General features: G+C 67.2%; 13 protein-coding genes. 5 read left to right on the forward strand and 8 right to left on the reverse strand.

The window, feature by feature from the left end; translation table 11 throughout:
* Positions 1-49: 49 nt before the first annotated feature.
* Positions 50-610 (forward strand): TetR/AcrR family transcriptional regulator, encoded by a 561-nt coding sequence (locus D5S18_RS11625; protein WP_203236684.1) that lies wholly within the window; start codon positions 50-52, stop codon positions 608-610.
* On the opposite strand, the gene D5S18_RS11630 is transcribed toward D5S18_RS11625, so the two are convergent.
* The 5 genes from D5S18_RS11630 to D5S18_RS11650 all read right to left on the reverse strand — a co-directional run bounded on the left by D5S18_RS11630 (position 579) and on the right by D5S18_RS11650 (position 5,339).
* Positions 579-1,418 (reverse strand): alpha/beta fold hydrolase, encoded by an 840-nt coding sequence (locus tag D5S18_RS11630; protein WP_120039794.1) that lies wholly within the window; start codon positions 1,416-1,418, stop codon positions 579-581. The two genes, D5S18_RS11625 and D5S18_RS11630, sit on opposite strands and share 32 nt — an antisense overlap.
* Before the next feature lie 47 nt (positions 1,419-1,465).
* A complete protein-coding gene (locus tag D5S18_RS11635; protein ID WP_120039796.1) occupies positions 1,466-1,762 on the reverse strand; it encodes a hypothetical protein in 297 nt (98 codons plus the stop codon).
* A 126-nt stretch (positions 1,763-1,888) separates the two neighbouring features.
* Positions 1,889-2,614, reverse strand: coding sequence for an amino acid ABC transporter ATP-binding protein (locus D5S18_RS11640; RefSeq protein WP_120039799.1), 726 nt, complete (start codon positions 2,612-2,614; stop codon positions 1,889-1,891).
* Between the two features lies 1 nt (position 2,615).
* A complete protein-coding gene (locus D5S18_RS11645) occupies positions 2,616-4,391 on the reverse strand; it encodes an ABC transporter substrate-binding protein/permease (protein ID WP_120039801.1) in 1,776 nt (591 codons plus the stop codon).
* Between the two features lie 153 nt (positions 4,392-4,544).
* Complete coding sequence (locus tag D5S18_RS11650; protein ID WP_120039803.1) at positions 4,545-5,339, reverse strand: LLM class F420-dependent oxidoreductase; 795 nt, start codon at positions 5,337-5,339, stop codon at positions 4,545-4,547.
* 191 nt (positions 5,340-5,530) lie between these two features.
* On the opposite strand from D5S18_RS11650, the gene D5S18_RS11655 reads away from it, so the two are divergent.
* Positions 5,531-6,607, forward strand: a complete 1,077-nt coding sequence (locus D5S18_RS11655) for an ABC transporter ATP-binding protein (RefSeq protein WP_120039805.1) — start codon at positions 5,531-5,533, stop codon at positions 6,605-6,607.
* 41 nt (positions 6,608-6,648) lie between these two features.
* On the opposite strand, the gene D5S18_RS11660 is transcribed toward D5S18_RS11655, so the two are convergent.
* Entirely contained in the window at positions 6,649-7,164 is a 516-nt protein-coding gene (locus D5S18_RS11660) for a winged helix-turn-helix transcriptional regulator (RefSeq protein ID WP_203236686.1), read from the reverse strand.
* Between the two features lie 101 nt (positions 7,165-7,265).
* On the opposite strand from D5S18_RS11660, the gene D5S18_RS11665 reads away from it, so the two are divergent.
* Complete coding sequence (locus D5S18_RS11665) at positions 7,266-8,435, forward strand: thiolase family protein (RefSeq protein ID WP_120039809.1); 1,170 nt, start codon at positions 7,266-7,268, stop codon at positions 8,433-8,435.
* A gap of 68 nt (positions 8,436-8,503) precedes the next feature.
* Positions 8,504-9,481: an o-succinylbenzoate synthase gene (locus D5S18_RS11670; RefSeq protein WP_120039811.1), complete on the forward strand. Its 978-nt coding sequence runs from the start codon at positions 8,504-8,506 to the stop codon at positions 9,479-9,481.
* Positions 9,482-9,592: 111 nt separating this feature from the next.
* On the opposite strand, the gene D5S18_RS11675 is transcribed toward D5S18_RS11670, so the two are convergent.
* Both D5S18_RS11675 and D5S18_RS11680 read right to left on the reverse strand, forming a co-directional pair.
* Positions 9,593-10,111, reverse strand: a complete 519-nt coding sequence (locus D5S18_RS11675; RefSeq protein WP_120039813.1) for a TIGR04338 family metallohydrolase — start codon at positions 10,109-10,111, stop codon at positions 9,593-9,595.
* Positions 10,098-10,949: a DUF2786 domain-containing protein gene (locus D5S18_RS11680; protein ID WP_120039815.1), complete on the reverse strand. Its 852-nt coding sequence runs from the start codon at positions 10,947-10,949 to the stop codon at positions 10,098-10,100. Before D5S18_RS11680 ends, D5S18_RS11675 begins: the two co-directional genes overlap by 14 nt.
* 122 nt (positions 10,950-11,071) lie before the next feature.
* Between D5S18_RS11680 and D5S18_RS11685 the strand changes: the two genes are divergently transcribed.
* Positions 11,072-12,364, forward strand: coding sequence for an ABC transporter substrate-binding protein (locus D5S18_RS11685; protein ID WP_120039817.1), 1,293 nt, complete (start codon positions 11,072-11,074; stop codon positions 12,362-12,364).
* The last annotated feature ends 43 nt before the right edge of the window (positions 12,365-12,407 follow it).

A 12,407-nucleotide genomic window follows, 5' to 3' on the forward strand; every position in this document is an offset into this window, starting at 1 on the left:
TTACCGGACGATAGCATAAGCTGAATCAGAGATTCCGGTTGATGGGAGCGTGGAAGTGCGGGCGGACGCGCGGCGCAACCGGTCGGCGATCACCGGCGCAGCCCTGCGGCTGGCAGCCGAGCGGGGCGAGGCCGTATCGATGGAGGACATCGCACGGGTGGCGGGCGTCGGCGTCGGCACGCTGTACCGACACTTCCCGGACCGACGAGCCCTGCTCGAGGACATCGCGGTCGACACCCTGCGAGAACTGATCGAGGCCACGCGCGCGCAGGTCGGCCGGGCCTCGGCCTGGGAGGCGCTGCTGCGAGTAGTGGAACTCTGCGTGAGTTTGCCGCTGGCACTGATCAAATCGCTGCTCACCAACGAACCCGCACACCCCGACCTCCCCGAACTGGAGGCACAGGCCAACGCGCTGATCGCCGAGATCGCGGCGGCCGCACAGCGCGAGGGCGACTTGCGCACCGACATCCCGCCGACGGAGGTGGTGCGAGTGCTCAACGTGGCGCTCTGCCGCTGCGGCGCCAGGGTCGACGATCATCTGACCCGCGTCGTGTTGGACGGTCTGCGCGCGGCGCCGCTCAGGCGCGGTGGTCGAGCAGGTGTCGCATGAGGTGGCCGGTCAATGCCTCGGGCGCCTGCTCCGGAATCCAATGCGAGACATCCTCGAGCATCTCGAACCGGTACGGCCCGGTGACATAGTCCCGTGCCGCGAGGGCCGCGGTGGAACCGACCGCCGAATCCTCGGTGCTCCACACGTAAAGCGTTGGCACCGAGACTTTTTCGATCGGGCCTGCGAGGTGCATGGCGCGATACCAGTTGAGTGCGGCGGTGAGCGCACCCGGTTCGGCGAGCCGGGTCACATACTCTTCGACGCGCTCCTGCGGGATCTTCCATTCGAATATCCGTCGCAGTCCGGCGGCATTGTCGGCGAGCAGGGCGCGCTCGGCGACGCGCGGCTGTCGCAGCAGGTGAAAGTAGCGGGAGCGCTGGGCCTGGTCGGGATCGGTGTCGAGTGCCCGGCGGAAGGCAGTGGGATGCGGGATGGACACCGCGGTCAGGGTGCGCACCCGCTGCGGATGCGTCGCCGCGAATTCCCACGCCACGGCGGCGCCCCAATCGTGGCCGACGAGATCGAATCGCCGCCAACCGAGTTGGTCGGCCATGGCGGCGACGTCGGCGACGAGTTCGGCGCTGCGGTAGTCGTCCATCCGCTCGGGCCGCACGCCGGGGGAGTAGCCGCGCTGATGGGGCGCGACCGCCCGGCATCCGCCGCCGCCGAGGGCGGTGAGCTGGAACTCCCATTCCAGGCCCGATTGCGGGAAGCCGTGCAGCAGCAGCACTTCCCGCCCCTCATCCGGACCTGCCGCGAGCGCGTCGAAGGTGCCTGCCGCGGTGGGAATCTCGATGTGTTCGATCACCCGGCCGACTCTAGGACACAGGCCCTGGGCCTGTGTGAGATCAACGGTCAGTGGTCGTCGTAGTGCCCCTCGTGGGCCGCGTGCCGGTGGCCGTCGTGCAGATAGTCCACATGGTCGCCGTGCTGGACGGCGACATGTCCGCATCCCTCGCCGTGTACGTGATCGTGGCCGGGGTGTTCGACGTGGCCGGTGGGTTCGCATTCGTCGTAGTGGCCGTCGTGTTCGCGGTGCAGATGCCCGTCGTGGGCGTAGTCGACGTGGTCGCCGTGCGGTACGGCGGTATGCCCGCAGTCCGGGCCGTGGTGGTGTTCGTGTTCGGTGTGCTCAACGTGTGCCGTGGTCATGGGTCAGCACCCCTTTCTCGCACAGCTCGCCAAGTAGTGGATACCCAAAACACTAGTTGATGCGCATGGCTGCATGTAGCTGTGCGGTTGCTTTTCTCGATTCGCCGCGGATTCGAACGCGGAGGATCACAGCACGTCGGAGAGGAAACGGCGCAACCTGGGCGTCTGGGGATCGTCGAACAGGGCGTCGGGGGTCCCGGTCTCCACCACGCGGCCCGCGTCCATGAAGAAGACGCTGTCGGAGACGGTGCGCGCGAAACCCATCTCGTGGGTCACCACGATCATCGACATACCGCCCGCCGCCAGATCCGTCATCAGCGCCAGCACACCCTTGACCAATTCGGGATCTAGCGCCGAGGTGGCCTCGTCGAAGAACATGATCTCCGGCCGCATGGCCAGCGCCCGCGCGATGGCGACCCGCTGCTGCTGCCCGCCGGACAATTGCGCCGGGCGCGCGTCGGCCTTGTCCCGCAGACCGACCACTTCGAGCTGCTCCAACGCGAGGGCGCGGGCCTGCTCCCTGTCCAGTCCGCGCAATTTGCGCGGTCCAAGCGCGATATTGTCCGCGACGCTGCGGTGCGGGAACAGATTGAAATGCTGGAACACCATACCGATGCGCCTGCGCAACCGATCCGGATTCTCGGTGAGCACCGATTTCCCGTCGAGCAGCACATCGCCCCGATCGGGTTCGTGCAGTCGGTTCAGCACCCGCAGCAGCGTGGACTTCCCGGACCCGGACGGGCCGATGACGGTGGCGGTCTTTCCGGCGGCGACGTGAATATCGATACCGCGCAGCACATCGTTGTGGCCGAGCCGCAGGTGCAGATCGGTTCCGGTGAGCGAGGCACTCATCTCAGCGCCCTTCCGTGACGGCGGACTGTTCGACAGGTTCGGCGGGCCGGTCCGGCCCGGTCCGCATCCGCCGGTCGATGTAGTTGACCAGGTGGGTGAGCGGAATGGTGAGCAGCAGGTAGACCAGGCCCGCCGCGACCAGCGGCGACAGATTCCCGGTCTGGGCGTTCAGGTCGCGACCCACCGCGAACAGTTCGCGCTGGGTGGCCAACAGACCCAGGAAGTAGATCAGCGAGGAGTCCTTGATGAGCGCGATGAACTGATTCATCAGCGCGGGCAGCACCCGGCGCACACCCTGCGGGATGACCACCAGCGTCATTGCCTGCCGGTAGCCGAACCCGATGGCGCGGGCCGCCTCCAACTGACCGGCCTCCACCGACTGGATGCCGGAACGGAAGATCTCGCCGATGTAGGCGGCGGCCAGCAAAGCCAGCGCGAGCGCACCCAACCAGTACGGATTGTTGCCGGTGACATTGCGCACCACCGGACCGACACCGAGCCCGATCACCAGGATGATGACCACCGCGGGCAGACCGCGGAAGATATCGGTGTAGATCCGCGCGGGCCAGCGCAGCCAGCGGGTGCGCGAGATACCCGCCACGGCGAGCAGCATGCCGAGTATGGTGCCGATCACGCCCGAAACCAGTGCGAGGATAAGGGTGTTCGGCAATCCTGTCTTCAGCAGCTCGGGAAAGGCCTTGCGGTACAGCGACCAATCGAGGAACGTGTCCTTCAGTTGCGCCAGTGTGGATTTCGGCGCGGCGGCCTGCGTCTCACCCGCTTTGTGCTGTGCCGCGATGGCGGCGAAATCGGGGAGCTGCGGTATCGGCGCCGCCTTGGAGCCCGGTTTCCAGCCCGGAGGCAGTTGGCGCGGCACCCAGTCGGCGTAGAGCCGAGCATAGGTGCCGTCCGCGATCACCGCGTCCAATCCGCTGTTGAGCGCGTCGATCAGCGGTTGATTGTTCTTGCGCACCGCGTAGCCGACGAAGTTGTCCAGGCTGAAGGTGTTCTGGGCGATCGAGGTGCCGTCACCGGGTTTGATCGCACCCTCCGCCTGCGCCGACGGCGCGACCCAGACGTCGACCTGTCCGGACTTCAGGTTCGCGTAGGCGGTGTTGTAGTCGGGGAACTTCACCGGGTCCAGGTGCAATTGGTTGACCACGTAGTCGTCCTGCACCGTGCCCTGCACGACCGCGATCCGGGTGCCCCGGCCCAGATCCGAGAAACCTTTGACGGCACTGCCATTGGGCACGACAAGGGAGAAGTAGCCGAAGTCGTAGCCATTGGTGAACCCGACCAGTCGCCTGCGCTCCTCGGTGGTGGTGATGTTGGAGGATCCGACATCGAAGCGTCCGCCCGCCACCTGGGACAGCAGCGGCGCGAATTCGGTGCCGGAGAATTCCACTCGCAGACCGAGTTTCGCGCCGATGGCGGCCAGCAGCTCATTGTCGAAGCCGGTGTAGCTGCCGCTCGAGTTGACGCAGATGCTCGGCGGGGCGTCCGACAGCGTGCCGACGCTGAGCTTGCCGGGGGTGATCAGACCGAGCTTGGCGGTGTCGATATTCGACAGCGGCGCCGTCTCGGCGGTGGTGTAGGTGTCCACACCCGCGCCCACGGCGGCGCCCAGATTGGTCGGCGCGGCGGAGGCGGCGCTCACGCCGGGCGGCGAGCACTGGTCCCGCGTCTGGGTGGCGCCGCACGCCGTGGCCGCGATACCGGCCGCCAGCAATATCACGGCGAAAAACGCGTGCGAGCGCAAACGGGACAGACGGGCCATGACCGGCAAGCGTAGCCGCGCCCGACCTGCAATTTTGCGGCTACCCCTGACTCGGGGCAGGCGTGTCCCGGCGCAGCGGGGCGGGCGGGATTCGGATCACCGCGATCCGAATCCGCCGCCGCGCGCCGCGAAATCCCAGCGGCCGAAGCTGTTTCAGGCCAGTCCGCGTACGGGCTCGGGATTGACCTCGTCGCGCCAGCGAATCGCCTCCAGCACGGTGCTCAGGTCGTAGTCCGGACCGCTCGTCCCCACCGTGAACAGGGTGACCCCGGCGTCGAGATACTCCCGCGCCTTCTCCAGACCCGGCCACTGCGACGACCGCTCGATATCCCGCTCGTCGGTGCCGACGTCCGCGCAATGCTCGGCCAGCACCTTGTTCTTGTGCGCGAGCGCCTCCGGCGCGAGGAAAGCATGCCAGATATCGCCGTACTCGGCGACCAGGCGCAGCGTCTTCTTCTCGCCCGCGCCGCCGATCAGGATCGGTATCTGGCGCACCGGCTGCGGAGTCAGCCGCGCCAACCTGGACTGGAGCCGGGCCATGTACTGCTTCAGCAGCGCCAAACGGCTTCCCGCCGTGCCGAATTCGTAGCCGTACTCGGTGTAGTCGCGCTCGAACCAGCCCGCGCCGATGCCCAGGATCAACCGGCCGTCGCTGATGTGGTCCACCGTGCGCGCCATATCCGCGAGCAGGTCGGGATTGCGGTAGCCGCCGCCGGTGACCAGTGCGCCGATCTCCACCCGCTCGGTCTGCTCGGCGAAGGCGGCCAACATGGTCCAGCATTCGAAATGCGCGCCGTCCGGATCGCCGGTGAGGGGGTAGAAGTGATCCCAGTTGAAGACGATGTCGACACCCGCGTCTTCGGCGCGCAGCACCGCGTCGCGGAGGAGTCCGTACTTCGGTGCGTGCTGCGGTTGTAGCTGAACGCCGATCCGAACCGGACGACTCATGCGCACTCCTCGTTTCGTCGGATTTTTTTCGTCGGATCATGCCGGGGATTCCGCATCTCGATCACGAGGCTACTCACACAGCGGTTTTCACGCACGACGGGCGCGCGCGAGGCGCGCCGAGTAGGATCGCCGACACCCTTGTACTCGGATCGTCCGGCACGTTCCTGCCGGTGAATGGGATGTGATCTGTCATGGCCACTGTGACCTTCGAAGGCGCGACCAGGCTCTACCCCGGTTCCGTCAAACCCGCCGTCGATCAGCTGAATCTGGAGATCGCCGATGGCGAATTCCTGGTCCTGGTCGGCCCGTCCGGCTGCGGGAAGTCCACCTCGCTGCGCATGCTCGCGGGCCTGGAGGATGTCAATGGCGGCCGAATCCTCATCGGGGCCAACGATGTCACCCACGCCGAACCCAAAGAGCGCGATATCGCCATGGTGTTCCAGAATTACGCGCTCTATCCGCATATGACGGTCGCGGAGAATATGGGCTTCGCGCTGAAACTGGCCAAGGTGGCCAAGGCCGAGAAGGACCGTCGCGTCCAGGAAGCGGCCAAACTGCTCGACCTGGAACCGTACCTGGATCGCAAGCCCAAGGCGCTGTCCGGCGGTCAGCGTCAGCGCGTGGCGATGGGTCGGGCCATCGTGCGTCAGCCGCAGGTGTTCCTGATGGACGAGCCGCTGTCGAATCTCGACGCCAAATTGCGCGTGCAGACGCGCACCCAGATCGCGCAGTTGCAGCGTCGCCTCGGCACCACCACGGTTTACGTCACCCACGACCAGGTCGAGGCCATGACCATGGGCGACCGGGTCGCGGTGCTGAAGGACGGGCTGCTCCAGCAGTGCGCCACGCCTCGGGATCTGTACCGGAATCCGGCCAACGCGTTCGTGGCGGGCTTCATGGGTTCGCCCGCCATGAATATGTTCACGCTCCCGGTCAGCGACGGGGCGGTGCGCCTGGGCCGGCACGCCCTGCCGGTGCCGCGCTCGGTCGGCGATTCCGTTTCGGGCTCGGTGCAGGTCGGCGTGCGACCCGAGCATTTGGAGATCGGCGCGGAGGGGATCGAGATGGAGGTCGATGTGGTCGAGGAACTCGGCTCCGACGCCTACATCTACGGCCGCACCGTGACCGACGGCTCCGGCAGCGCGGGGGAGACCATCGTGGCGCGGGCGGATTGGCGCAATCCGCCGGCGAAGGGCACCAGGGTGCGGTTGGCCACCGATCCGGAGCACACCTACTTCTTCGGTGTGGACGGGCAGCGTCTCAACTGACCGGTCCGCACTGAGCTGAAGCCGGGCGCGTGTGCCCGGCTTCAGCGTTCGGATCGCTTGCGCGTCTTGACCCAATCCCGATTCAGTCGTACGCCGAGATCGTCCAGGGCGACCTCGCGTCCGCCCGCGCTGCGCATCTGCACCCGCACCGGATCGCCGGTGGCCTCCTCGACCAGTTGCAGCGGGGCCGGGCCGGGTTGCAGATACGCGTCGCCCCATTGCATCAACCCCATCACCACCGGCAGCAGATCGCGTCCCATCTGGGTGAGCACGTATTCGTGCCGGGTCCGCTTGCCCTGTTCCCGATAGGGGCTCTTGACCAACAGTCCGGCCTCGGTGAGTTTGCGCAGTTGCGCGGCGGCGGCGGCATCGGTGATGCCGACGCGTCCGGCGAATCCGTCGAAGCGGGTGGTGCCGTAATACGCCTCGCGCAGGATCAGCAGCGACGAGCGCGTGCCCACCAGCTCGAGCGCCTTGGCGATCGAGCATTCCTCCGGTTTCCACGAGTTCAGATCCGCGAGTGGACCCTCCATCACTGCTGCCATGACGCACATCATAGTCGAGTCTGACTTTCCAAAACTAAGGCCAGGTAGGTAGTCTGACTATATAAATACAGAGTCAGACGGGCAGTCGGACTCTCGATCCGAAAGGAAGCACCATGCCAGACGCGGTGATTGTCGAGGCGGTGCGCACACCCATCGGCCGGGACAAACCCAACGGCGCGCTGCACGCGGTGCATCCGGTCGACCTGCTCGCGCACAGCCTGCGCGAGGTGGTGACCCGCAGCGGCGTCGATCCCGAACAGATCGACGATGTCATCGGCGGCATCGTGACCCAGGTCGGCGAGCAGGGTTCGAATATGACCCGGCGCGCGGCACTGGCCGCGGGACTGCCGGAATCGGTGCCCGCCACCACCGTCGACCGCCAGTGCGGCAGCAGCCAGCAGGCCATCCACTTCGCCGCACAGGGGGTTATCGCAGGGGCCTACGACATCGTCATCGCCGCGGGCGTGGAATCCATGGGACGGGTTCCCATGGGGGCCAATATGATCGGCGCGCAGGACGGCTCGGGCGTCGGATTCGCCGAACGCTATCCCGAGGGCTGGGTCGGTCAGGGGATCAGCGCCGAACTCATCGCCGCCGAATGGGGCCTCACCAGAGCCCAACTGGACGAATTCGCCCTCGGCAGCCACGAAAAAGCCGCGCGTGCCACAAAAGACGGCCTGTTCGCCGCCGAACTGGCCCCGATCGCCGGACTCGAAACCGATGAGGGCATCCGCGTCGGCAGCACACTGGAGACGCTCGCCAAGCTGAAGCCCGCCTACTACGACCCGGCCATGCAGGCCCGCTTCCCGCAGATCGGCTGGGAGATCACCGCCGCGACGGCCAGTCAGGTCAGCGATGGCAGCGCGGCGGTGCTGATCATGTCGGGCGAACGCGCCGCCCAACTGGGGCTGCGACCACTGGCCCGACTGCACACCTTCGCCGTGGCAGGCGACGATCCGATCATGATGCTCACCGGAGTCATACCCGCAACCCGAAAAGTGTTGCAGCGCGCGGGCCTTCGCATGTCCGATATCGACCTCGTCGAAATCAACGAGGCGTTCTCGCCCGTCGTCCTGGCCTGGGCGCGGGAACTGGGAGCCGACATGGACCGGGTCAACGTCAACGGCGGCGCGATCGCCCTCGGCCATCCGCTCGGCGCGTCGGGCGCACGGCTGGCCACCACGCTGGTGCACGCCATGCGGCAGCGCGGCGCCCGCTACGGCCTCCAAACCATGTGCGAGGCCGGAGGATTGGCCAACGCGACCATCTACGAGCTGCTCTGAGCGACGGTGGCGCCCGCCGAGCGGGCGCCACCGTCTCCAAAGCGCAGGGCGCGATTATGCTTGCGCCGATGAGCGAGCCGATGACCAGCCACGTCTACGCGATTCCGATGCGAACCCGGTTTCGCGGGATCACCGTGCGCGAGGGCATGTTCCTCGAAGGACCGCTCGGGTGGGGCGAATTCTGCCCGTTCCCGGAATACAACGACCGTGAGGCCGCCGGATGGCTGGCCACCGCGCTGGAGCAGATGCGGGTCGGCTGGCCCGCGCCGGTGCGCGATCGCATACCCGTCAATTGCACCGTGCCCGCGGTGGATCCACAGCGGGCACATGCGATCGTCACCGCGTCCGGCTGCCGCACCGCCAAGGTGAAGGTCGCCGACCATCCCGACTCGCTGGCCGAGGATCTGGCCAGGGTGGCGGCGGTGCGCGACGCGCTCGGCCCCGGCGGCCGGATCCGCGTGGACGCGAACGCTGTCTGGGATGTGGCTACCGCCATCGACCATATCCGCCGCATCGACCGCGCCGCAGGCGGTTTGGAATACGTCGAACAACCCTGCCGGACCATCGAGGAGTTGGCCGCCGTGCGCCGCAAGGTGACGGTCCGCATCGCCGCCGACGAATCCATCCGCCGCGCCGAGGATCCGCTGCGGGTCGCCGTGGCGGGCGCGGCCGATATCGCCGTCCTGAAATGCACCCCGCTCGGCGGCGTCCGGCGCGCGCTGCGGGTCGCCGAGGCCGCGGGACTGCCCTGCGTCGTCTCCTCCGCCTTGGAGACCAGCGTCGGTCTCGCCGCCCAACTCGCGCTGGCGGGCGCGCTCCCCGAACTCGACTTCGCCTGCGGTTTGGGCACCCTCTCGCTGCTCACCGGCGATGTCGTCCCCGATTCGCTGCGCCCGGTCGACGGCTACCTGCCCGTGCCGCGCACTGCCCCCACACCCACCCCCGAACTCCTCGCCGAATACCGTCACCCTGACGCGGCTCGCACCATTTGGTGGCAAGAGCGCCTGGCCCGCGTTCTCCCCCTTGCGGAGTCACTGGCGCACTAACCCGGACTTCTGTCCACGACCATTCTCATCGAAAACTGGGCGACCGCCGAGCGCCGCAGCTCGTGAATGGCAGTTACGCAGTTGGACAAGTTCTTTCGCGCTACAGGGGGATCAACCGACCTTGGCGCCGCAACCCAGCAGGGCCGTGCGCAACAACAGTGCCGCCTCCGGTCCGATGATGCCGTCGACCAACTCCACGTACCTTCCGCAGAATTCCGGACCGTGCGGAGCCGCCGCGCCGGGAACGGGGTCCAGATGATGAGCCACCTCGTGCAGGATGACGAATTCCCGCAACGCCCAAGCGGTTCCGCCGGTCGATAGGGGTACGGCCAACATGGCGGCATCGGATTCGTAGTGGGCGGCGGCGCTGCCGGCGCGGGCGCGGACCCGCAGCGGCGCGGCGGCGCGATCCCATTGCGCGCGAACCCAATTGAGAGCCAGCACCGCGTCGACGTAGGTCTGGACCGAAGCCACGGCGGCGAAGCGGCGCTCCACCGGCAGGGTCAGGCGCGAACCGTACGCCTCGACGGTGCGTTCGCCGTACTCGTCGGCCCGGTCGAACATGGTGCGCACCAACTGTTCGGCGTCGTAGACCTTGGCGCGCTGCCCGTCGCGACTAGGCACAGCCATCGGATCCGCCGGTGAGCTGTCCGCGCGCCGCGCCCAACTCGGGAGATCCGCCCAGTCGGGCGGCGCGGCCCGCCCGATCGCCCGCTCTGCGGGCCGCCGCCGAATGACCCGCCGAGGCCGACGGTCCACGCCAGGTGCCGCGCGCCTCGGAATTGCGGATGTAGAAGTCGGAGAGTTCGATCTCCTTGTCGCGCAAGGCCAGTGCGGTGCTCGTCGAGCTCGCGGGCTCGGCCTGTGCCTGCGCCCGCACCTCCTGTCCGACCTCGGCGAGGCGCGCGCCGATGCGGGAGGCGAAGGCCATCTGGAAGTTCAACCGCGCCGTCACCGCCGCGACGGGGGCCTGCACCCGGCGACGCACCTTTGCGCCCCAACGTTTTTCGACCACGACCTTCTCGACCGTCGCGGTGCGGTACCGCCCGGATTTGATGTACTCGTCCGAGGCGCGCACCATCTGCACCAGCAAGCTGGTGTAGAGCGCCGCGCAGGTGTCGATATCGCTGTCGAACCCGTAGGCGTACACCTGCGTGGAAGTGCGGGCAACATCACAGCGCACGTCATTGGCGTGGGCGATGGCGACGAAAAGCGCCACGTAGGTGCGCAACCCCTTCTTGCCGGATTCTCCGATCGGGATCACCCGCTGTACGGGGGTGGCCCGCCGCTCCCGCACCGCGACGTGCGCACGGGCCACTGCCAGGTCGATCGCGGAGCGAGTGGCCAGGCGCTGAGCCGCCGTGAGGAAGGCCTCGGCCTCGTGCGGATTGTCGGTGGACTCGGCCTGGCGCAGCAGTCCACCGATGCGCGTGAGCATCCGATCGGGTACCGCGTTCGGCGAGGACATCGCCTGCCAGACTAACCAGAGTTTCCAGCGCAATTCCGACGAGGCCGGGTGACACCATGTATCTTGCGTTGTGCACCGGCAGGGTGTGCCGCTGCTCACGTCTCGATCCTGGAGTGTCCGCGATGGCCTTGAAGAAGTCCCTACGTTCGTCGCCCGTCCCGCGCGCCGCGGTGGTGGCGGCGGCGGTCGCGTTGCTGACCCCGATCTTCGCCGCGTGTTCGAGCGACAGCGGTGGGAGTCCACAGAGCCAGAACCTCACCGATCGCGGCCCCATCACCTACGTCGAGGGCAAGGACACCACCGAAACCGGTGCGGTCAAACAGCTCATCGAGCGCTGGAACGCGGCCCACCCGAACGAGCAGGTGACGTTCAAGGAGCAGTCCAACGACGCCTCCCAGCAATACGACGACCTGGTCGAGCACATGCGCTCCAAGCAGTCCGGCTACGACGTGGTTGCCCTCGACGTGCCGTGGACGGCGGAATTCGCGGCCAAGGGCTGGATTCAGCCGCTGCGGGATTCCTTCGCCATCGACACCTCGGCCCTGCTCTCCCCGCCGGTCGCCAGCGCCACCTACAACAACACCCTGTACGCGGCCCCGCGAAACACCAACGGCGGCTTGATGTTCTACCGCAAGGATCTGGTCCCCAACGCGCCCAAGACCTGGAAAGAGCTGCTGTCGCAGTGCCAGATCGCCAAGGACAACAACATCGGTTGCTACGCGGGACAATTCGCCTCCTACGAGGGCCTGACGGTGAATACCGCCGAGGTGATCAACGCCTTCGGCGGCAGCTTCGTCGGCGCCGACGGCAAGAAGCCGACGGTCAATACCCCGCAGTCGAAAGCGGGCCTGAAGACTCTCGTCGATGCCTACAAGAACGGTGATATCCCCAAGGAGGCCATCACCTTCAAGGAGCCGGAGAGCCAAAACGCCTTCGCCCAGGGCAAATTGATGTTCCTGCGCACCTGGCCGTCGTTCTACGGTCCGGCCGGAGCCGAATCCTCGGTCGTGAAGGATAAATTCGGTGTCGCCCCGCTGCCGGGCGAGAACGGTGTCGGCGCGTCCACCCTCGGCGGCTACAACGCCGCGATCAGCGTCTACTCCAAGCACAAGGCCACCGCACTGGATTTCCTGCGCTTCCTGATCAGCGAGGATGCCCAGCACATCGTGGCGGCCGGCGCGCTGCCCTCGGTGCGCGCCTCCCAATACGACGACCCGGCCCTGATCGCCAAGATGCCGTACCTGCCCGCGCTGAAGGAATCCATCTCCAGTGCCGTGCCGCGCCCGGTCACCCCGTTCTATCCGGCGGTGTCCAAGGCCATCCAGGACAACGCCTATGCCGCGCTCAATGGCAACAAGTCGGTCGACGACGCCATCACCGGGATGGAAAAGGGCATCCAAGCGGCCGGATCGTAGGCTGAACGAATGTGTGACGGACCCGACCAACCGGTAGGAGTGA

It is taken from the genome of Nocardia panacis (genome assembly GCF_003598715.1).
Taxonomy (GTDB): Bacteria; Actinomycetota; Actinomycetes; order Mycobacteriales; family Mycobacteriaceae; genus Nocardia; species Nocardia panacis.

Bases quoted from the DNA above. Each gene is read 5' to 3' on its own strand.
- D5S18_RS11655 (WP_120039805.1), top strand. From the start codon at position 5,531: ATGGCCACTGTGACCTTCGAAGGCGCGACCAGGCTCTACCCCGGTTCC.
- D5S18_RS11660 (WP_203236686.1), bottom strand. From the start codon at position 7,164: ATGATGTGCGTCATGGCAGCAGTGATGGAGGGTCCACTCGCGGATCTG.
- D5S18_RS11645 (WP_120039801.1), bottom strand. From the start codon at position 4,391: ATGGCCCGTCTGTCCCGTTTGCGCTCGCACGCGTTTTTCGCCGTGATA.
- D5S18_RS11685 (WP_120039817.1), top strand. From the start codon at position 11,072: ATGGCCTTGAAGAAGTCCCTACGTTCGTCGCCCGTCCCGCGCGCCGCG.
- D5S18_RS11670 (WP_120039811.1), top strand. From the start codon at position 8,504: ATGAGCGAGCCGATGACCAGCCACGTCTACGCGATTCCGATGCGAACC.
- D5S18_RS11675 (WP_120039813.1), bottom strand. From the start codon at position 10,111: ATGGCTGTGCCTAGTCGCGACGGGCAGCGCGCCAAGGTCTACGACGCC.
- D5S18_RS11640 (WP_120039799.1), bottom strand. From the start codon at position 2,614: ATGAGTGCCTCGCTCACCGGAACCGATCTGCACCTGCGGCTCGGCCAC.
- D5S18_RS11680 (WP_120039815.1), bottom strand. From the start codon at position 10,949: ATGTCCTCGCCGAACGCGGTACCCGATCGGATGCTCACGCGCATCGGT.
- D5S18_RS11635 (WP_120039796.1), bottom strand. From the start codon at position 1,762: ATGACCACGGCACACGTTGAGCACACCGAACACGAACACCACCACGGC.
- D5S18_RS11650 (WP_120039803.1), bottom strand. From the start codon at position 5,339: ATGAGTCGTCCGGTTCGGATCGGCGTTCAGCTACAACCGCAGCACGCA.
- D5S18_RS11665 (WP_120039809.1), top strand. From the start codon at position 7,266: ATGCCAGACGCGGTGATTGTCGAGGCGGTGCGCACACCCATCGGCCGG.